This window comes from Brevibacterium ihuae (genome assembly GCF_900184225.1).
Lineage (GTDB): Bacteria > Actinomycetota > Actinomycetes > Actinomycetales > Brevibacteriaceae > Brevibacterium > Brevibacterium ihuae.
In genome coordinates this window covers 466,563-484,626 of sequence record NZ_FXWZ01000002.1, presented here as the reverse complement: position 1 = coordinate 484,626, position 18,064 = coordinate 466,563, and the positions used below count along the sequence as shown (strand labels likewise).

The 18,064-nt window shown below is 71.2% G+C and carries 19 protein-coding genes; 13 read left to right on the top strand and 6 right to left on the bottom strand.

Going from position 1 to position 18,064, the window contains the following annotated elements:
* Positions 1–65 precede the first annotated feature (65 nt).
* Positions 66–926, top strand: a complete 861-nt coding sequence (locus tag C1A17_RS02200) for a 3-hydroxybutyryl-CoA dehydrogenase (RefSeq protein ID WP_101650304.1) — start codon at positions 66–68, stop codon at positions 924–926.
* Between the two features lie 89 nt (positions 927–1,015).
* Here the strand turns inward: C1A17_RS02200 and C1A17_RS02195 are convergent, their stop codons facing one another.
* Positions 1,016–2,290, bottom strand: coding sequence for an aspartate aminotransferase type Ic (locus C1A17_RS02195; RefSeq protein WP_101650302.1), 1,275 nt, complete (start codon positions 2,288–2,290; stop codon positions 1,016–1,018).
* Positions 2,291–2,340: 50 nt separating this feature from the next.
* On the opposite strand from C1A17_RS02195, the gene C1A17_RS02190 reads away from it, so the two are divergent.
* Genes C1A17_RS02190 through C1A17_RS02175 form a run of 4 tightly spaced genes read left to right on the top strand, consistent with a single transcriptional unit; the run spans position 2,341 to position 6,298 of the window.
* Entirely contained in the window at positions 2,341–3,423 is a 1,083-nt protein-coding gene (locus tag C1A17_RS02190) for an endonuclease/exonuclease/phosphatase family protein (protein ID WP_101650300.1), read from the top strand.
* Positions 3,420–4,499, top strand: a complete 1,080-nt coding sequence (locus tag C1A17_RS02185; RefSeq protein WP_101650298.1) for an Ldh family oxidoreductase — start codon at positions 3,420–3,422, stop codon at positions 4,497–4,499. The genes C1A17_RS02190 and C1A17_RS02185 overlap by 4 nt, the downstream gene beginning before the upstream one ends.
* Before the next feature lie 15 nt (positions 4,500–4,514).
* A complete protein-coding gene (locus C1A17_RS02180; RefSeq protein ID WP_101651493.1) occupies positions 4,515–5,252 on the top strand; it encodes a class I SAM-dependent methyltransferase in 738 nt (245 codons plus the stop codon).
* Between the two features lie 56 nt (positions 5,253–5,308).
* Entirely contained in the window at positions 5,309–6,298 is a 990-nt protein-coding gene (locus C1A17_RS02175) for a quinone oxidoreductase family protein (protein WP_101650295.1), read from the top strand.
* 110 nt (positions 6,299–6,408) lie between these two features.
* Here C1A17_RS02175 and C1A17_RS02170 read toward each other — a convergent pair whose 3' ends face one another.
* The gene (locus C1A17_RS02170; protein ID WP_101650293.1) at positions 6,409–6,891 is read right to left on the bottom strand and encodes an Hsp20/alpha crystallin family protein; all 483 of its coding nucleotides are present in this window, start codon (positions 6,889–6,891) and stop codon (positions 6,409–6,411) included.
* A 100-nt stretch (positions 6,892–6,991) separates the two neighbouring features.
* Between C1A17_RS02170 and C1A17_RS02165 the strand changes: the two genes are divergently transcribed.
* The 3 genes from C1A17_RS02165 (at position 6,992) to C1A17_RS02155 (ending at position 10,098) form a co-directional block, all read left to right on the top strand.
* The gene (locus C1A17_RS02165; RefSeq protein WP_101650291.1) at positions 6,992–7,924 is read left to right on the top strand and encodes an AEC family transporter; all 933 of its coding nucleotides are present in this window, start codon (positions 6,992–6,994) and stop codon (positions 7,922–7,924) included.
* Between the two features lie 93 nt (positions 7,925–8,017).
* Positions 8,018–9,352, top strand: coding sequence for a DUF418 domain-containing protein (locus C1A17_RS02160; RefSeq protein WP_245873377.1), 1,335 nt, complete (start codon positions 8,018–8,020; stop codon positions 9,350–9,352).
* The gene (locus C1A17_RS02155) at positions 9,349–10,098 is read left to right on the top strand and encodes a DsbA family oxidoreductase (RefSeq protein ID WP_245873376.1); all 750 of its coding nucleotides are present in this window, start codon (positions 9,349–9,351) and stop codon (positions 10,096–10,098) included. The genes C1A17_RS02160 and C1A17_RS02155 overlap by 4 nt, the downstream gene beginning before the upstream one ends.
* A 229-nt stretch (positions 10,099–10,327) precedes the next feature.
* Here the strand turns inward: C1A17_RS02155 and C1A17_RS02150 are convergent, their stop codons facing one another.
* The 3 genes from C1A17_RS02150 to C1A17_RS02135 form a co-directional block, all read right to left on the bottom strand.
* The gene (locus tag C1A17_RS02150; RefSeq protein ID WP_245873375.1) at positions 10,328–11,098 is read right to left on the bottom strand and encodes a formylglycine-generating enzyme family protein; all 771 of its coding nucleotides are present in this window, start codon (positions 11,096–11,098) and stop codon (positions 10,328–10,330) included.
* A 579-nt stretch (positions 11,099–11,677) separates the two neighbouring features.
* Positions 11,678–12,574, bottom strand: a complete 897-nt coding sequence (locus tag C1A17_RS02140) for an arginase family protein (protein WP_101650287.1) — start codon at positions 12,572–12,574, stop codon at positions 11,678–11,680.
* Positions 12,574–13,140 carry a CGNR zinc finger domain-containing protein gene (locus tag C1A17_RS02135; RefSeq protein ID WP_180953188.1) on the bottom strand — a complete coding sequence of 189 codons (567 nt, stop codon included), beginning with the start codon at positions 13,138–13,140 and terminating at the stop codon, positions 12,574–12,576. Before C1A17_RS02135 ends, C1A17_RS02140 begins: the two co-directional genes overlap by 1 nt.
* 173 nt (positions 13,141–13,313) lie before the next feature.
* Here C1A17_RS02135 and C1A17_RS02130 point away from each other — a divergent pair, with 173 nt between their 5' ends.
* The 3 genes from C1A17_RS02130 to C1A17_RS02120 all read left to right on the top strand — a co-directional run bounded on the left by C1A17_RS02130 (position 13,314) and on the right by C1A17_RS02120 (position 16,142).
* Positions 13,314–14,105 (top strand): hypothetical protein, encoded by a 792-nt coding sequence (locus tag C1A17_RS02130; protein WP_146000567.1) that lies wholly within the window; start codon positions 13,314–13,316, stop codon positions 14,103–14,105.
* A 94-nt stretch (positions 14,106–14,199) separates the two neighbouring features.
* A complete protein-coding gene (locus tag C1A17_RS02125) occupies positions 14,200–15,540 on the top strand; it encodes an MFS transporter (protein ID WP_101650280.1) in 1,341 nt (446 codons plus the stop codon).
* Between the two features lie 89 nt (positions 15,541–15,629).
* Positions 15,630–16,142 (top strand): ferritin, encoded by a 513-nt coding sequence (locus tag C1A17_RS02120; protein WP_101650278.1) that lies wholly within the window; start codon positions 15,630–15,632, stop codon positions 16,140–16,142.
* Positions 16,143–16,235: 93 nt separating this feature from the next.
* Here the strand turns inward: C1A17_RS02120 and C1A17_RS02115 are convergent, their stop codons facing one another.
* Complete coding sequence (locus C1A17_RS02115) at positions 16,236–16,682, bottom strand: hypothetical protein (protein WP_101650276.1); 447 nt, start codon at positions 16,680–16,682, stop codon at positions 16,236–16,238.
* Positions 16,683–16,817: 135 nt separating this feature from the next.
* Between C1A17_RS02115 and C1A17_RS02110 the strand changes: the two genes are divergently transcribed.
* Both C1A17_RS02110 and C1A17_RS02105 read left to right on the top strand, forming a co-directional pair.
* Entirely contained in the window at positions 16,818–17,591 is a 774-nt protein-coding gene (locus tag C1A17_RS02110; RefSeq protein WP_101650274.1) for a glycerophosphodiester phosphodiesterase family protein, read from the top strand.
* Positions 17,592–17,654: 63 nt separating this feature from the next.
* Positions 17,655–17,996, top strand: a complete 342-nt coding sequence (locus C1A17_RS02105) for an RNA polymerase-binding protein RbpA (protein WP_101650272.1) — start codon at positions 17,655–17,657, stop codon at positions 17,994–17,996.
* The last annotated feature ends 68 nt before the right edge of the window (positions 17,997–18,064 follow it).

The following is an 18,064-nucleotide window of genomic DNA, read 5'->3' as shown; positions in this document are numbered from 1 at the left end:
CGGAGACGGTGCGGTCGATCGCGGACCGCGCACTCCGACATCGAAGAATCATCACAGGAGCTGATATGGCAATCGAACGTGCAGGTGTGATCGGCTGCGGCCTCATGGGGTCCGGCATCGCCGAGGTGCTCGCCCGCAAGGGCCTCGACGTCGTGGTGCGCGACATCGACGACGCCGCGGTCGAGGCCGGCTGCGCCCGGGTGGAGAAGTCCTTCGCCCGCGGCGTCGAGCGCGGCAAGATGACCGCCGAGGAGCGGGACTCCGCGCTCGCTCGGACGACCTTCACCACCGACCTCGGCGCGATGGCCGATCGCCAGCTCGTCATCGAGGCGGCGAGCGAGAACGAGACGATCAAGAAGTCGATCTTCGCGGAGCTCGACGGCATCGTCACCGACCCGCAGGCGATCCTCGCATCGAACACCTCGTCGATGCCGATCATCCGCTTCGCGCAGGCGACACAGCGTCCCGAGCGCGTCGTCGGCATGCACTTCTTCAATCCGGCGCCGGTGCAGCCGCTCGTCGAGATCATCTCCTCGATCCTCACCGATCCCGGGGTGGCCGACGAGCTCGACGCCTTCACCACCGAGGTGCTCGGCAAGGTGACGATCCGCTCGGACGACCGCCCGGGCTTCATCGTCAACGCCCTCCTCATCCCGTTCCTGTTCTCCGCCATCCGCATGCTCGAGGCCGGGCACGCGACGAAGGAGGACATCGACACCGGAATGATCAACGGCTGCGCCCATCCCATGGGTCCGATCCGGCTGGCCGATCGCGTCGGCCTCGACACGTGCTTCTACGTCGGCCAGAGCATCTACGAGGAGACCGGGGATCCGGCGAACAAGCCGCCGCTCCTGCTGAGCCGGATGGTCGACGCCGGACTGCTCGGCGTGAAGTCCGGCCAGGGCTTCTACGACGACTACCGCTGACCCCACCGCACAGCGAGGCCCCCGCCGGGTTTCCGGCGGGGGCCTCGTCGTGTCCGGGCGGGATGGACCCCGCCCCGAAAGCGGTCCGTTCAGTCGGCGAGCAGCTTCTCGCAGGCGGCGCGCCGGACGCACACGGCCAGGCCCTCCGCCGCGGCGGCGACCTCGTCGAGAGTCGGCATCGTCGGCGCGATCCGGATGACCGCGTCGTCGGGGTCGAGACCGTAGGGGTGCGTGGATCCTGCGGGGGTGAGCTTGACCCCGGCCTCGCCGGCGAGCTTGACCACCCGATCGGCGGTGCCCGGCATGACGGTGAGGGTGATGAAGTACCCGCCGTCGGGGTCGGTCCACGTGGCCGCGCCCGCGCCGGCGAGTCCGGCCTCGAGCTTCTCCGTCACGATCTCGAACTTCGGGCGGATGAGCTCGGCGTGCCGCGCCATGTGCCGGCGCACCCCGTCCGCATCGCCGAAGAACCGGGCGTGGCGGAGCTGGTTGATCTTGTCCGGGCCGATCGATCCGGCGCCGAGGTGCTCGGTGAACCACGCGATCGTGTCCGGCGAGCCAGCGAAGAAGGCGACGCCGGCGCCGGCGTGGGTGATCTTCGACGTCGATGCGAAGACCCACACCCGGTGCGGTCGGCCGGCGTCCTGCGCCATGCCGAGCACGTCGAGCATCGGCGCCTCGGGGCTGCGGAGGTGATGGATGCCGTAGGCGTTGTCCCACAGTAGGCGGAAGTCCGGTGCAGCCGTCTCCATCGCGAGGACGGCGCGGGCCCGTTCCTCGCTCAGCGACACCCCAGTGGGGTTGGAGTACATCGGGACGAGCCACATGCCCTTGATCGAGGGGTCCGCGGCGACGAGCTCCTCGACCGCGGAGAGCACGGGACCCTCCTCGTCGGTGGGAACGGAGACGAGCTCGAAGCCGAGTGCCTCCGCGAGGGCGAAGTGCCGGTCGTAGCCGGGCACCGGGCACAGCATGCGGCGCGGCCCGCCGGCCCACGGACCGTCCCCGTCGACGGTGCCGTGCAGGAGGGCGAAGGAGAGCGCCTGATGCATGAGGGTGAGCGAGGAGTTGCCCTGGGCGAGCAGCTGCTCGGCCGGGATCCTCAGGAGTTCGCCGAAGATCTCCCGGATCTCGGGCAGTCCTTCGAGCCCGCCGTAGTTGCGGACGTCGACACCGTCCCGGCTCCGGGTGTCCCCGCCGGTCACGGCGGTGAGGAGGGCGTCGGAGAGATCGAGCTGATCGACTCCCGGCTTGCCGCGGGTGATGTCGAGGGCGAGGCCGCGGGCGGCGAAGGCGGAGTACGCCTCGTCGGCGGCCGCGAGCTCCGCCTCGAGCTCCGTCCGCGAGAGATCTGCCAGTGCCATGTGTGCCGCCTCTTCCCGGTTGACGTCGATTCCTCTCATATCCTAGTGCGGTGAACGATCGAGCCGAGCCGCGACGTCCCGCGCGCCGCCGAACCGGTGCCGGTGCCCTCCGGCCGGTGCTCCTCGGGGTGATCGGGGGCGCGGTGCTCGGCGGCGCAGTGCTCTTCCCCGACGCCCTCGGTCTGCGGACGATCACCGGCTTCGTCCACCTGAGCGCCCTGCGGGCACCCGTCACGCTCGTCGTGCTCGTCCTCCTGCCCGTCCTCGCGCTGCTCCTGCGATTCCCCCGCCCGCGTCGCGTCCTCGCCGGGCTGCTCGGGGGCATTGCAGTGCTCGCGCTGGCAAGCGCCGGGATCCTCGTCGACCGGGCCGTCGCCGGTGCGGCGCGCGCGGAGTCGGCCGCGGCGGGATCCGGGTCCGCCGCGAAGCAGCCGGGGGACACCCTCACCGTCCTCACCGCGAACGTCCTCATCGGCAACTCCGGGTACGACAGCGTGCTCGTCGACGCCGCCGATGCCGGTGCCGACGTCATCGCACTCCAGGAGACCTCGCCCGCGATCGCCGCGCAGATCCTCCACCGCACCGGACTGAGTGCGGACTACGCCATCGCCGCGGTGTCGGTCCGGTCCGGGGTCGACACCGCAGCGACGATCCTCCTCGTCCGGCCCGCGCTCGAGCCCGCCGAGATCGACGGCACCCCGCTCCCGTTCGCCACCGCCGGGGTGCGCACGACTGTCGGGGACGTGTACGCGGTCCACACCTACGCCCCGATCGACCTCGCCCCGCGCCAGTTCAACTGGTGGCGCTCGGTGTCGGAGTCCGCCGCGCTGTGCCGCGCGGGGGAGGGCACCCTCGTCGTCGGGGACTTCAACGCCGCGCTCGACCACCACGCCCTCCACGGCCACACCGACTGCGCCGACGCCGGTGCGGAGCTCGGGATGGGGGTCACCGGGACGTGGCCCGCAGCCGTGCGCGGAATGGCATGGCCGCGACCGCTCGGCACCGTCATCGACCACCAGCTCTTCGATCCGCGGACATTCGGCGCGCAGCACGGCCGCGTCGTCGACATCCCGGGCTCGGATCACCGCGGCGTGCTCGTCGAGTACCGCGTCGGTGCCATGATGGAACCATGAGACGCTTCACCCCCGATTCCACCCGCGCGCAGATCGAGGCGATCATGGTCGGCTTCGGCGCGGACGCGCACACCGTCCGCATCTGCACCGAGGTGATGTACGCGACCGATCTCAGCGGCATCGACTCGCACGGCATCTCGATGCTCCCGATCTACCTCCGGGAGATCGCCGCTGGCACGACCGATCCCCGCGCCCTCCCGGAGATCACCCGCAGCGCCGGCGCCTTCAGCCTCATCGACGGCCACCAGGGGTTCGGGCACACCGCCGCCCACCTGGGGATGAGCGAGGCGATCGCGAAGGCGCGGGAGCTCGGGGTCGGGCTCGGCTCAGTGGGCCGCGCCAACCACTTCGGGGCCGCCGGCTACTACGCGCGGATGGCCGCAGAGGCCGGGCTCATGGGGATCGCGCTGTGCTCGACCCGGGAGGCGCTGCAGACCCCGACCGGCTCCCGCCATCCGCTCATGGGGACGAACCCGCTCGCCTTCGCCGCACCGGTGACCGGCGAGGAGCCGATCGTCGTCGACATGGCCTCCTCGGTCGTCCCGCTCAACAAGGTCAAGGTCTACGGGCTCAAGGGCGAACCGCTCCCGGCCGACTGGGTGGTCGACGACACCGGTCGGGTGGAGTCCGACGCCGCGGTCGCCCATGCCGGCCTCTACAGCCACGAGGACCGCTTCGGACTGCTGCCGATCGGCGGGCGCGGGACGCTCGGCGGCGGGCACAAGGGATATGCGCTCGCGACGATGATCCAGCTCCTGTCGGCGGCGATCCCCGGGGCGGACCAGCCCGGCAGCCGGACCGGGTTCCACGACGTCGGGTACTTCTTCCTCGCGATCGACACCGAGCTCATCAACCCCGGGGTGGCGGACGACTACGCGAAGGAGCTGCGCGACACGCTCCGCGGACTCGATCCGGTCGACCCGGACCGGCCCGTCCAGGTTGCAGGTGACCCGGAGACCCGCGAACGGGCCGAGCGCGAGGCCCGCGGCATCCCGCTCGCGGACACGCTCGTCGACCAGCTGCGCGGGGTGTGCGCTGAGACCGGGGCGGAGTTCCTGCTCCGCGAGCAGGCCTGAGTGGCCGGTCCGCGGATGAGCGCAGCCGGCCGCGCGGCGCACGGCCGGCGGTTCGGCACGGCCGCCGAGGTCTACGACGCCGTGCGGCCCGGGTACCCTGCGTCGGTCGTCGCGGCGATCGCGGCCGACGGTCCGGTCGTGTGCGACCTCGGGGCCGGCACCGGCAAGCTCACGGCGGCGCTCCTCGCCGCCGGGGTCGAGGTCCACGCGATCGATCCCGATGCCGAGGCGCTCACGCGCAATCCCGGCCGCACGCGGGTCGGCACCGCTGAGGCCGTCCCGCTGCCGGACGCGGCGGTCGACGCGGTCGTCGTCGCCCAGGCCTGGCACTGGATGGACCCGCAGGCCGCGGCCGCTGAGATCGCCCGCGTGCTGCGGCCCGGCGGAGCGCTGTGGATCGTGCTCAACCAGCTCGACGTGCGGGTCGACTGGGTGCTGCGCCTGAGTCGGATCATGCACGCCGGCGACGTGTACCGCCCCGAGTGGCGTCCGGAGCTCGGCCCCCGCTTCGGCGAGGTGGCCGCCTCGATCACGCCCTTCTCCACGCCGGTCGACGTCGACGGCATCGTGGCTCTCGCGGCCACCCGGTCGTACTGGCTGCGCTCGGACACCCGGACCCGGGAGCGGGTCGAGAGGAACATCCGGTGGTACTTCGGCGAGGAGCATCCGGTGGGCGAGGACGAGCGGATCGACCTCCCGTACCTCTGTCTCAGCTTTCGCGCGGAGCGTCTCACGAACCCCCGGATCCGGTGATCCGCACCGCATCCGTGGGAGGATGAGGGCACGACCGAACCGAGGAGGAGAACACGATGCGCGGAGTCCTGTTGACCGAGCACGGCGGGCCCGAGGTGCTCGAGTGCACGGAGCTCGCGACCCCCGAACCGCGTCCCGGCCAGGTGCTCGTCGAACTGCGCACCGCCGGCATCAACCGGCGCGACGCGCTCATCCGCGCCGGCATCGGCCCCGGCTACCGCCCGCAGCTGCCCGTGATCCTCGGCTCCGACGGCGCCGGGATCCGGCGCGACACCGGTGAGGAGGTCGTCATCCTGCCCTCGCTCCGCTGGGGCGACGACGACCGCGTGCCCGGTCCGGACTACGCGCTGCTCGGCGGCGGCCCGGACGGCGGCACCTATGCCGAGCTCGTCGCGGTCGACGCCGACTGCCTGTTCCCCAAGCCGCGCCATCTCGCCTGGGCCGAAGCCGGTGCGCTGTCGCTGTCCGGTGTCACCGCCTACCGGGCCCTCTTCACCGTCGGGCAGCTGCGGGCCGGGCAGACGCTCGTCATCCTCGGCGCGGGCTCCGGGGTGTCGCTCATCGCCCTGCAGCTCGCCGTCAAGGCCGGTGCGCGGGTGGCGGTGACCTCGTCGAGCCGTGACAAGCTCAACCTCGCCCAGGAGCTCGGTGCGGCGGCCGGGGTCGACTACACCGAACCCGACTGGGAGCTGCGGCTCCGCGACGAGATCGGGGAGGCCGACCTCGTCCTCGACTCCGTCGGCTCGACCCTGCAGGAATCCGTGCACCTGCTCCGGCGCGGGGGAGCGGTGCTGTCGATGGGCGGGACCGGCGACAGCGGGATCGTCACCGATTTCGACATCCGGACCCTCTACCTCCAGCACAAGCGGGTGCTCGGCACGGTGATGGGCTCTCCGCGCGACTTCGCGGCCTTCCTCGCGATGGTCGCCGACGGCGACATCGATCCCGTCATCGATTCGGTCTATCCGCTCGACGAGGTCGCCGACGCGCACGCCCAGCTCGACTCGAACCTCCGCTTCGGCAAGATCGTGCTGACGACCGACTGAGCGCCTCCCGGGTCCGCCCGGACGCACGAGGTGAATGCAGCGAGGGGCACCGCATCATGCGGTGCCCCTCCGGTGCTCGGCGCTCATCCCCGGTGGGGGAGCGGCGGATCTCAGAGCGCGGTGCCGGTGCCCTGCTCGCCGGTGGTCGAATCGGTGCCGAAGCCCGTCTCCACCGTGGTGGAGCGACCCTCGGTGCGATTGTGCGCGACCGAGATCTTGCGCGGGCGCGCCTCTTCGGCGACCGGGATCGTGAGGAGCAGGACGCCGTCGGTGTAGTCGGCGGTGATCTGATCGAGCGCGATGCGGTTGCCGAGCGTGAGCTGCCGGGCGAAGGTCCCGGTGGGACGCTCACGGGTGAGCCACTTGATGTCCTGGGCGCCGGTGGCGGCGGTGCGCTCGGCGCGGACGGTGAGCGTGCGGTCCTGGACGTCGACGTCGATGCTCGCCGGGTCGACACCCGGCATGTCGATGCGGGCGACGAAGACCTCGCCCTCGCGGTAGAGGTCCATCGGCAGGGCCGCGGTGTTCGGGGTACGGGTGACCTCGGAGAAGAAGCGGTCGATGTCGCGGATCGGATCGAACTTGGCGGTCATTGCGTGTCCTTTCGGAGTTGCGGAGGTTCCTTACGTTGAGTCGAACACGCTCAAGTATGGAATCATTCCCGGCCGAGGACAATCTTCTAGAGTGAATCCCATGGGATTCACCGACATCGCCGCTGCGCTCGTGCCGGTGGCGGCCCTCATCGCGGTGGGCTTCGGGCTCCGTCGCACCCCGCTGTTCCGCAGCGAGGACTTCTGGGCCGGGGCGGAGAAGCTCGCGTACTTCGTCCTCCTCCCGACGCTGCTCTTCCGCAACATCGCCGCTGTCGACGTCTCCCGCTTCGATCTCGGCCCCCTCGCTCTCGCTCTCGTGCTGCCCACGCTCGCGGTCGGCGCGGTCCTCTGCCTCCTCCACCGGGTCCTTGCCGCCGATGCCGCGGCGTTCACCTCGGTGTTCCAGGGCGGCATCCGGTTCAACACCTACATCGGCCTGTCCCTCTCGGCGGCCCTCGTCGCCGGTGACGGTCTCGCGCTCGCCGCGATCGTCGGTGCGATCCTCGTGCCGCTCGTCAACGTCGCGTCCTCGCTCGTCTTCGAGCTCTTCCTCGTCGACAAGCACTCGTGGCTCTCGCTCGTGCGAACGGTCGTGCTCAATCCGCTCGTCCTCGGCTGTCTGCTCGGCGCGCTCGTCAACGTCCTGCCCATCGGGATCCCCGGTCTCGCGCTCGAGGTCCTCGACCCGCTCGCCGCCGCGGCGCTGCCGATCGGCCTCCTGTGCGTCGGCGCCGGCCTGCGACCGATCGCCGTCGGAGTCCACGCCCGGGGGATCGCGGTGGCCGCGGCCGTCAAGCTCCTCCTTCTGCCGGCGGCGACGGTCGCCCTGCTGCTCGCCCTCGGGGTGTCCGGCGACGCGGCCCGGGTGGGGCTCGTCTTCCAGGCGATCGCCACCGCGCCGAGCGCCTATGTCATGGCCCGCCAGCTCGGCGGCAACGCCCAGCTCATGGCGGCGATCATCGGTGTCCAGACCCTCGTGTCCATGGCCACCCTGCCGCTCGTCCTCGGCGTCGGCTTCCGGCTCCTCGGCTGAGCCCGATCCGCAGGCGTGTACCGGGGCTAGACTGCGGGGGAGCCCTCCCGCCGGTCCACTGCCGGCGGATCCCCCTCAGAGAGCCTGCCTGCCATGACTGCACCCGATCCCCGCACCGCTCCATCGCCCGCTCCGTCCCCCGGACCGTCGCGCGCCCTCGCACCCGACCTCGCCCGCGGCGTCATGCTCCTCTTCATCGCGATCGCCAACGTGTCCTGGTTCCTCTACGGGGGAGCGGTGCACCCCGCCGTCGTCCACCCGACCGACGGCGGCGTCCTCGACCGGGTGCTCGCCGCCGCCGCGATCCTCTTCGTCGATGCCCGCGTGTACCCGATGTTCGCCTTCCTCTTCGGCTACGGGATGGTGCAGTTCACCCGGTCTCGCACCGAGCGCGGCATCCCGGAACCCGTCGTCCGCCGGATGCTCGCCCGTCGCCACTGGTGGATGATCGCCTTCGGCTTCGTCCATGCCGCCCTCCTGTTCGCCGGCGACATCCTCGGGGCGTACGGTCTCGCCGGCCTCATCCTCGCGGCGATCTTCTTCCGGAGGACGGACAGGACCCTGAAGATCGTCGTCTGGGTGCTCGGCGGGATGCTCGCGGTGAGCGCCCTCTTCAGCCTGTTCGGCGCGGTGATGCTCTCGTGGGTGCTGCCGGCGGCCGGTGTGCCCGTCGAGGAGATCCCGAACGGCGGCTTCACCGTCGGGTCCCAGCGCGCGACGCTGAGCGGGGACGAGAACTACCTCGTCTCGATCGGCTCCCGGCTGCTGTTCTTCGCCGCGGGCCTGTTCGGGCAGGTCCTCGGTCTCGTCATCCCCGCCTGCATCCTGCTCGGCTGGCTCGCCGCCCGCCACCGCTTCCTCGAGGATCCCCAGCGGCACCGCCGCAGGCTCGCCCGCACCGCCTTCTGGGGCATCCTCATCGGGGTCCTCGGGGCGATCCCGCAGCTGCTGTCCTTCCTCGAGGTGCTCCCGCTCGCCGAGGGCGCATGGTGGGGATACATGGGCCTCGTCCCGCTCACCGGCATGTTCGGCGGAATCGGGTACGCCGCACTGTTCGGTCTCGTCGCCCTCGGGCTGCGCGACCGGGTCCGCGGCCTGCCGCGGGCGGTGGCGGCGATCGGCAAGCGCTCGATGACGTTCTACCTGTTCCAATCGGTGATCTTCGCCCCCGTGCTCTCGGCCTGGGGCCTGGGCCTGGGGGAGAGGTTCGGCACGGCGGCGGCGTTCGCCTTGGCCATCGGGGTGTGGCTCGTATCGCTCGGGATCGCTGCGCTGCTCGAACGGCGCGGTCTCCGCGGTCCGGCGGAGGCCCTGCTCCGGCGGCTGACCTATCGCGGTGACGATCCGAGCGGCCTGCAGCCCGAGAACCGGGACGGCGCGCGCGTCCGTCCCGCCCCGCATCCCACGACCGGAGGAGACCATCCATGACCATCCGCATCGACATCTGGTCCGACATCGCCTGCCCGTGGTGCCGGATCGGCAAGGCCCGCTTCGAGACCGCCCTCGCCGACTTCGATCATTCCGACGAAGTCGACATCGCGTGGCACGCGTTCATCCTCGACCCCGAGCTCCCGGAGCGGTACGAGGGCAGCGAGGTCGACTACCTCGTCGAGCGCAAGGGCATGCCGCGTGCCCAGGTCGAGGCGATGACGGAGCAGATCGCGCAGGCCGGGGCGGGGGAGGGCCTCGAGTTCGCCTTCGACACCGTCGTGCCCTCGTCGTCGCGCACGGCGCACGCGCTGCTCAAGTACGCCGAGGCGGCCGGAGCGGACGTCGGCGCCGCCGAGGACGCGCTGTTCGACGCGCACTTCCGCGACGGCGAGGTCATCGCAGACCCGGAGGTGCTCGTGCGGATCGGCTCCCGCCTGGGGCTCGATGCGGACGCGGTGCGCGCCGGGCTCACCGACCCCACCGTCCTCCGTGCGGTCGATGCCGACCTCGCGGCGGCCCGGCAGATCGGGGTGTCCGTGGTGCCGTTCTTCGTGTTCGAGCAGAAGTACGCGGTGTCGGGGGGCCAGCCGGCCGAGGTCTTCACCCGGGCGCTCGAGCAGGTGTGGGCCGAGGCGCATCCGCAGGTCGGTCTGACGCCGCTCGGCGACCCGGAGGCGGCGGCGTGCGGTCCGGACGGCTGCACTCCGCCGACGCGCGCGGACGGGGGTGCGCAGCACCCCTGATGACCGGCTAGGATGGACTCGATCGACTGCAGTGGGAGGTGAAGAACATGGTGGACGTCCTGATCTCGATGGGGATCATCGGATTGCTCATGAGCCTGCCCCTCATCGCGATCGTCGTGCTCCCGACCGCCAACCAGAAGGCCACGCGCCGGTCGACCGACCGCTGAGCGCACTCCGAACCCTTCCGCATCCGCCCGCCCGTCCGCATCGGACCGGCGGGCGGCGGCATTCAGTGCGTCGGCGTCGGCGCTGCTGTGCGCACCACCCGTAGGCCCAGGTCCTCGAGACGCGCGCTCGGCTGCGTCTTCCGACGCACTCCTGCTCGGCAGCTCCATGTGGGATCGGCGAACCCACCGCCGCGGATCACGCGGTACGGTCCGTAGACCTCCGGATCGTAGAGGTCCCAGCACCACTCCCAGACACCGCCGAGGACGTCGTAGAGACCCCAGGGGTTGGGGGAGAGGCGGGCAACCGGGTGCGGCCGGTCGCCCGAGGTGCCGGCGAACCAGGCGATCTCCTCCAGCCGTCCGTAGTGCGGTCCGGTGGTGCCCGCTCTGCAGGCGCACTGCCATTCGGCCTCGGTGGGCAGCCGGAACCCGTCCGCGGTGCGGTCCCACTCGACCGCCCAGTCCACCGGAGCAGGGCGATGATGCGGGGTCGAGCGACGGTCGAACCCGGGTGCGTCGACGGCTTCGATCCGGTACACGGGATTCAGGCCGAGCCTGGCCGAGAGCGCGTTGCAATACGCGATCGCGTCGAACCAGGACACCTCGGCCTGCGGGCAGTCGGTGGGCGCGGCGGGCTCACCGCCCATGACCGCGCACCACTGCTCCCTCGTCACGGCGGTGACGGCACAGTCGAACGGCGCCACCTCGACGTCCCAGGCGGTGCCGCTGCTCCGGTCCTCGATCGTGAGGGCGGCCGCTCCCTCCGGGGGAACGCGGACCATGAGGGGAGCTGGGTTCATCGTGGCGTCCCGGATGACAGCGAGCTCAGCCACCGTCGGACATCCCGCTCGCTGCGGAGGCGGACGAGGTCGACGTGCGGAGCCCTCGCCGCGAGACGGTCGGGCAGACCGCGGAATGTGTGGCGCCTCCGCCAGCCCCAGCGGATGATGTGGTCCCGATCCGTGAGGATCGTCCACAGGGGACGCTCGTGCAGACCCGCACTCCACAGCGGGGTGCGGCGGGTGCGACGGGAGAGCGTGCGTCGGACGAGGCGACCGAGCTTGACGAGCTGAGGCGGATCGAGCCAGACGATGAGCTGCGCGCGGGGGAGCAGGAGCGGACGGCTTCACGGTACTGGAACTCCGCGATCCGGCGCGCGAGCGTCGTCGTGCCGGCGCCCGCGGTGCCGGCGACGAGGATCCGGCGCGGCATCCGCGCATCGGCTCGACGGTCAGCTTCCATACCGACAGGGTACGTCGGGACAGAGCGCTGGCGCGGACGGGAGACCGGCGGAAGGAACAGGGGACAGACTGGACGCGTCCCCGTTCGCCGTTCTCGTGTGTAGTTAACATAATGTATATTATCGGCGCGGGATGCAGAGGGAGAGGACGCAGCCGGAGCGCCGAAGTTCGTCACGGAGTCAATGCTCGCACCACTGCCGCGACGAACCGCGGCATGGCATCCGTGTCCGCGGCGGCGTGCACGGGGTTGAGCTCCCCGATGGACAGCCCTCGGCAGCTCGAATGCGCCCAGAGCACTGCGATGGCGTCTTCGAGCTGTTCGATGGTCGGCCCGGTGTTCCGGCCGTTGACGTTCTCGGCGATCGGTGCGTCGATGAAGTCGAGGACATCGACGTCGACGTGCACGACGAACGGTCCGGGCGCAATCGCCTGCAGAGCCTGGGACGCCGCCCGGGCCGGATTCTGCGCCAGTGCATCGAGCGGGACGACGGGCAGGTCGAGCCGAGAGGCGCAGCGCTGCTCCCATTCGGCTGCCCCGTCGACGTCGACCCCGAGATAGGACAGACGCGATGGGTGCAGGAGCGGACGGGCGCCCAGCACGTTCAGCAGCTCTGGGACGGCACCCTCGACATCGAGGGCGTGAGCCATCCCCATCCAGTCGAGCGCACCCTCAGCGGTGCTGTCCGGGGTGCTCAGGTCGAAATGCCGGTCGACGTAGACGAGGCCGGGTTCCGCTCCGGCGTGTCGGAGTCCGGCACAGGTCCCGAGAGCGATCGTGCAGTTGCCGCCAAGGACGAGGAGCCGCTCGTCTCCGCCGAGATGTGCGGCGCACGCCTGGGCGAGCTCGTCGACGGACAGGACGACCTCGCCCAGGTTCTGGGCGCGCCGACGGCTGCGGTCGGGCTTCCATGTCTGATGGGTGAGGTCTCCATGGTCGCGGACGTCGTGCCCCGCGTCGGCGAGCGCCCGAAGCAGGCCCGCTTCGCGCAGCGCCGCCGGCGCCAGCTCCTGACCGGGCGCATAGCTGCCCGCGCTGCTGGGAACTCCGAGGACGTTGATCGTGCTCATCATTGCTCTCCGTTCAGTCGTCGGTGTCGGTGGCGATCGACGCGCGCGCGGTTGCCGCAGCCCGGACTGCACCAGCGCTGATTGGGGCGGGAACGGTGATAGTACTGACCGCACCCCGGCGCTCCGCACCGTGCGAGGTTCGCGAGATCCTCTCTCCCGAGGAGATCGACCACCGCCGCCGCGAGATGTCCGCGCAGCTCGCGCAGCGGATCGGTGCTCGTGGTCACCACCGTCGACGATCGCGTCCGGTGCGTCAGCACGCGAGCGGTCCCGGCCGCGACCACCGCCGCGTTGATCGCCTCGACGGAGTCCCCCGGAAGCTCCTGCTCGCGGACCGCCGCGTCGAGGAGCTCGAGCGCGTGATCGCGGAGCCGTCTGAGGCCGCCGACATCGTCGGCGCTCACCGCAGCGGGTGCCGGGAGCGATTCCGGCTCCGCCTCCAGCCACTCCTCCATCGCTTCGGGTCCGTCCCACAGCTCCTGCCGCGTCGTCCCGTCCGGGCACACGACCGTGTTCACGAAGTCGAGGGCCAGATGATCACCGAGCCATGTCCATGTGCTCTTCATGGGACCATCGAAGCTCATTAACGGATAGATGTGCAAATACCATTACACCGACGGATGGTCTTGACCCTGACGGCGCGTCGGCCGCGAGGGTGGATGCAGCACTGCGCACCGAGCCGCTGCGGTGCCGTCGTCCCGGCGCGACCGACCGCCGCACGGAAGAAGGTGACTTCGTCATGAGCCTCGCACTCCCCCATGTCCTCGATGCCGCAGCCGCCGACGCGCCCGATGCCCAGGCAGCCGTCAACGAGCAGACGCTGCCGGTCTCCGAGCTCAACCACCGGACGATCAAGTCCGCCGAGCGCTGGCTCCACGATGGCCGCCGTCCCGGCGACCGTGTCGAGTTCGCCCCTCCGGAGACGAGCGCTGACGTCATCGAGATGCTCGGCGCCGTTCGGATCGGCCTCGTGGTCGGTGACGCTCCCGTTGCTCCGACCGCGCCGGTACGCGGGCCGAGCCCGGACCGGCATGTCGTCGAGAGTCGTCTCTGGTCCGCGACCCCGATGGCGGTCCTCGGTGGACGCACCTGGACCCACGGTGAGGTCATCACTGGGATCGACGATCCTGTGGACTTCGCTCTCGACCCGCTGCTCCCCCTGCTCGAGGTTCTCCGGTCCATCGCGGCGACGATGACGTCGGCCCCGATCCCGGTCCACCGGGGTGACGGCGAGCTCCTCGGCCATCTCGCACCCTGCGGCGACGGGTGGGAACCGCGCACGGTGTTCGGACTCCCCCTGGCTGGGCCCATGTCGGCGGACGAAGCCGAGGAGCATCTCCGGACGCACGGGCTGAGCTCCCTGGCCGAACCGTGGGAGCTGCTCCACGGATCCACATGGATCCGGGTCGACATCGCCGAGGCCGGCCCGCGCCGGGTGACGGTGGCGTTCGCGGACTTCGGCCGCCCGGACCTCCACGGCACTCGACGCACCCTGCGCGACCCTGCGCCGGGGGTCCTCCGCAGGGCATGAGTGCTCCCGCGTGCTCCACTCCCCCACCGGTGCGTCACACCGCCGGCTATCCACCATACGGACACGACGTCTCCGATGTCGGAGAATGATGACCATGTCGCATCGTTCCCCCGGCGGCCGCACCCCGACGCAGCCGCCGCTCCCCCTAGCTCCCGCTCGGGTGACCGGTCGCCGCTGGTGGTACCTCGCTGTGGTCGTCGCCGCATTCCTCACGCTCATCGGCGCCGCGGGCTTCCGGGCCGTCCCGGGCGTCTACATGGAGCCGCTGTCTTCCGAGTTCGGCTGGTCCCACGGGCAGATCGGCTTCGCGATGTCGATCAACCTCCTCCTGTTCGGGCTGCTCTCGCCCTTCGCGGCCGCTCTCATGGACCGGTTCGGGATCCGGCGCGTCGTCGGGGTCGCGCTGCTGTCGGTCGCCGCCGGCTCGGGCCTGTCGGTCTTCATGACCGAGGTGTGGCACCTGTGGCTCCTCTGGGGCGTCGTCATCGGCTCCGGCACCGGTGCGATGTCGATGGCCTTCGTCGCGACGATCACCAACCGGTGGTTCGTCGCCCGCCGCGGTCTCGTCTCCGGCATCCTCACGGCCGCCTCAGCGACCGGCCAGCTGATCTTCCTTCCCGCCGTCGCGCACCTCGTCGGGCTGTACGGCTGGCGTGTGCCGTCCCTCGTCGTCATGGCGGCGGCGCTCGTCGCGCTCCCCATCGCTCTCACTCTGCTCCGCGACCATCCCGCCGTGGTCGGGCTCGATCCCCTCGGGGCGACGCCGGAGAATCCCGGCGCCCCGCTGCCCGATCGCACCGGGTCGGCCGCCGGGCGGGCGCTCGCCGTCCTCCGCGACGCCGCGCGCACCCGCACCTTCTGGATGCTCGCCCTCGGATTCGCCGTCTGCGGAGCGAGCACGAACGGCCTCATCGGCACGCATTTCGTCCCCGCGGCGCACGACCACGGCATGCCCGCGACCACCGCCGCGGGGCTGCTCGCCCTCGTCGGGATCTTCGACATCGCCGGCACCGTGCTCTCCGGCTGGCTCACCGACAAGGTCGACCCGCGCATGCTCCTCTTCCTCTACTACACGCTGCGCGGCGGCTCGCTCCTGCTCCTCCCGATGCTCCTCGGTCCCGGGGTCCACCCGCCGCTCTGGGCATTCATCATCTTCTACGGTCTCGACTGGGTCGCCACCGTGCCGCCGACCGTCGCCCTGTGCGTCGAGCGCTTCGGCCCGGCCGGCGCGGTGGTCTTCGGCTGGATGTTCGCCTCCCACCAGGTCGGCGCGGCGACTGCGGCCTTCGGCGCGGGGTGGATCCGCGACACCTTCGGCGCCTACGATCTCGCGTGGATCGTCGCCGGCGGCCTGTGCTTCCTCGCCGCCGTGTTCTCCGTCCTCATCGTCCGCAGCACCGGACGGCGCGAGCCGGTCGAGGTGAGGCAAGCCTGACCACAGATGCCCCGCTCCCCCGAGCGGCCTAGCATGGCAGAAGAGCACGAACGCACCCGTACCCGCGAAACCGTCCGAGAGGAAATCCCATGCGACTGTCCGACACGATGTCCACCGCCATCAGCGATCAGGTCACCCTCGAGCTCACCGCTTCGATGGTCTACCTCCAGCTCGCGATCGAGCTCGAGAACCAGGATCTCACCGGCATGAGCTCGTGGATGCGTGCCCAGGCCGAGGAGGAGCAGGTCCACGCCGCGAAGTTCATCTCGCACGCGCTCGACCGCGGCGCCGCCCCGCAGATCGGCACCATCGAGACCCCGATCTTCGCGGGCAAGTCGCCCGTCGAGCTGTTCGAGGCCGCCCTCGCCCATGAGGAGAAGGTGTCCGAGGCGATCCGTGAGCTCTACCGGACGGCCCAGTCCGAGGGCGATCTCGACATCGTCCCGCTGCTCAACTGGTTCGTCGACGAGCAGCTCGAGGAGGAGGCGACGGTGGGCGAGATCGTCGGCCGCCTCACCCTCGTCGGCGACGACGGCTCCGGACTGCTCCGCATGGACAGCCAGCTCGGGAGCCGCACCCCGGACATCGACTCCGGGGAGTGATCCACGCGACGAGGGCGCCGATCGAATCGATCGGCGCCCTCGTCGTCGGTGCGCGTCCGCCCGGTCGCGGTGGGCGACCGGGGACTGCGGATCTCAGCGGCGGAGCAGACGGCGGGCCTGGCTCGCGCCCTTCGTCACGCCCTCCTGGGCGAACTGGAACACGCGGTCGACCTTGCCGGTGCGCACCGCATCGGTGATCCGGGTGCTCACTCCGGCGATGAGGCCGTTGATCTTCGTCTCGGTCCAGTCGACCGGTCCCCCGGGGGCCGCGGCGCGATAGGCCTGGGACTTCGCGCGGTCACCGATCCGCGCGCTCTCGGTCCGCGCGCGCTCGGAGTACTCGCGGACCTTGCCCACCGGCTGCTGGGTGAATCCCCGGACACCGGCCCGGGTCGATTCCGCGCGGGTCCGTGCGGAATCCTTGGCGCGCATGCCGCCGGCGATCACCTGATCGGCAGCGGCGCGCAGGCGCTCGGTGGGGGTGCGGCGGGTGGAGTCGTAGACTTCGGTCGGTTCGACGGGTTCGCGATGATCGGTCATGGCTCGATTCTCCTGTTCGCTGGGGGTCGTGGTCAACGACCGCGATGCTGTTCGGCCACTGACTCAGCCGATCCCCAGTCTACGGGAGCACTCGACCCGCCTGCCCCCACGGCCCCCTCGACTACCCTTGGGGGAATGATGGGACCGGAGACGATCGCCCACCGCGGGGGCCTGTGGGACGACGCCGCGGAGAACACGATCGAGGGTTTCCGGCGCTGCGCGGAGCTCGGTCTCGACTGGATCGAGACCGACGTCCACGCCTCTTCCGACGGCGTGCTCTTCGCCGTCCATGACCCCGACCTCGGTCGCCTCGCCGACCGCCCCGAGCGCCTGAGCGACCTCACCGCCGCCGAACTCGATCGCATCGAGCTGCGCGGCGGGGGGCGGCTCCCCCGCCTGTCCGCCGTCGTCGAGGAGCTCCCCGCGGTGTCCTTCAACATCGACGTCAAGGCCGATCGCTCCGTCGCCGCGACAGTCCGCCTCGTCCGCCGCATGGACCTCGGTCCGCGGATCCGCCTCGCATCCTTCTCGGCGGCCCGCCTCACTCGGCTGCGGACAGCGCTGCCCGGCGTCCGGACCTCGGCGGGCACCGCGGAGACCGCCCGCTTCCTCGCACTCGGCGCCCGAGCGGCCCGCGCATTCGACCCCGGGCTCGACGCGCTCCAGGTGCCGTACCGCCGCGGTCCGCTCCGCGTCGTCACCCGCCGCTTCGTCCGCGAGGCCCACCGGGCCGGACTCCTCGTCCACGTGTGGACGGTCAACGACGCCGCCCGGATGCGCGCGCTCGCAGACCTCGGCGTCGACGGCATCGTCACCGACCGACCGGCCCGCGCTCTCGCGGTGCTCGCCGATCATCGGTCCCCGGGCAAGTCAGTGCCCTCCGGGGAATCCATTCCCCCGGGGGAATGAAAGCGCCCGGTAGACTGTTGGACTGGACTGATCGAATGTGCACGACCGGAAGGTGGACCAGGAATGAGTGAACGCAGCCTGCGCGGGACCCAGCTGGGCTCGCGGAGCCTCGAATCGGACGTCGGCGTCGAGCCGGCACCGCGCCAGGTCGTCGAGTACGCCTGCGAGGACGGGCACACCTTCACGGTGCCCTTCTCCGTCGAGGCCGAGGTCCCGGCGACCTGGGACTCGGGCACGCACGGCATCGGGATGCGCGTGGGCGGCGAGGAGCCCGAGGCGGAGCCGGAGAAGCACGTGCGGACGCACTGGGACATGCTGCTCGAGCGGCGGTCCTTCGAAGAGCTCCAGGTGCTCCTCGACGAGCGGCTGGCAGTCCGCCGCGGCGAGGCGCCGCCGCAGAGCTGACACCGACCGCGGGCCCATGGGCACCCCGGAACGACGACGATCCCGCCGAATCCGTTCGGCGGGATCGT

Excerpts from the sequence above, each read along its gene's own strand:
- C1A17_RS02200 (WP_101650304.1), top strand. The coding sequence starts at position 66 with ATGGCAATCGAACGTGCAGGTGTGATCGGCTGCGGCCTCATGGGGTCC.
- C1A17_RS02195 (WP_101650302.1), bottom strand. The coding sequence starts at position 2,290 with ATGGCACTGGCAGATCTCTCGCGGACGGAGCTCGAGGCGGAGCTCGCG.
- C1A17_RS02185 (WP_101650298.1), top strand. The coding sequence starts at position 3,420 with ATGAGACGCTTCACCCCCGATTCCACCCGCGCGCAGATCGAGGCGATC.
- C1A17_RS02180 (WP_101651493.1), top strand. The coding sequence starts at position 4,515 with ATGAGCGCAGCCGGCCGCGCGGCGCACGGCCGGCGGTTCGGCACGGCC.
- C1A17_RS02175 (WP_101650295.1), top strand. The coding sequence starts at position 5,309 with ATGCGCGGAGTCCTGTTGACCGAGCACGGCGGGCCCGAGGTGCTCGAG.
- C1A17_RS02170 (WP_101650293.1), bottom strand. The coding sequence starts at position 6,891 with ATGACCGCCAAGTTCGATCCGATCCGCGACATCGACCGCTTCTTCTCC.
- C1A17_RS02165 (WP_101650291.1), top strand. The coding sequence starts at position 6,992 with ATGGGATTCACCGACATCGCCGCTGCGCTCGTGCCGGTGGCGGCCCTC.
- C1A17_RS02160 (WP_245873377.1), top strand. The coding sequence starts at position 8,018 with ATGACTGCACCCGATCCCCGCACCGCTCCATCGCCCGCTCCGTCCCCC.
- C1A17_RS02155 (WP_245873376.1), top strand. The coding sequence starts at position 9,349 with ATGACCATCCGCATCGACATCTGGTCCGACATCGCCTGCCCGTGGTGC.
- C1A17_RS02140 (WP_101650287.1), bottom strand. The coding sequence starts at position 12,574 with ATGAGCACGATCAACGTCCTCGGAGTTCCCAGCAGCGCGGGCAGCTAT.
- C1A17_RS02135 (WP_180953188.1), bottom strand. The coding sequence starts at position 13,140 with ATGAAGAGCACATGGACATGGCTCGGTGATCATCTGGCCCTCGACTTC.
- C1A17_RS02130 (WP_146000567.1), top strand. The coding sequence starts at position 13,314 with ATGAGCCTCGCACTCCCCCATGTCCTCGATGCCGCAGCCGCCGACGCG.
- C1A17_RS02125 (WP_101650280.1), top strand. The coding sequence starts at position 14,200 with ATGTCGCATCGTTCCCCCGGCGGCCGCACCCCGACGCAGCCGCCGCTC.
- C1A17_RS02120 (WP_101650278.1), top strand. The coding sequence starts at position 15,630 with ATGCGACTGTCCGACACGATGTCCACCGCCATCAGCGATCAGGTCACC.
- C1A17_RS02115 (WP_101650276.1), bottom strand. The coding sequence starts at position 16,682 with ATGACCGATCATCGCGAACCCGTCGAACCGACCGAAGTCTACGACTCC.
- C1A17_RS02110 (WP_101650274.1), top strand. The coding sequence starts at position 16,818 with ATGATGGGACCGGAGACGATCGCCCACCGCGGGGGCCTGTGGGACGAC.
- C1A17_RS02105 (WP_101650272.1), top strand. The coding sequence starts at position 17,655 with ATGAGTGAACGCAGCCTGCGCGGGACCCAGCTGGGCTCGCGGAGCCTC.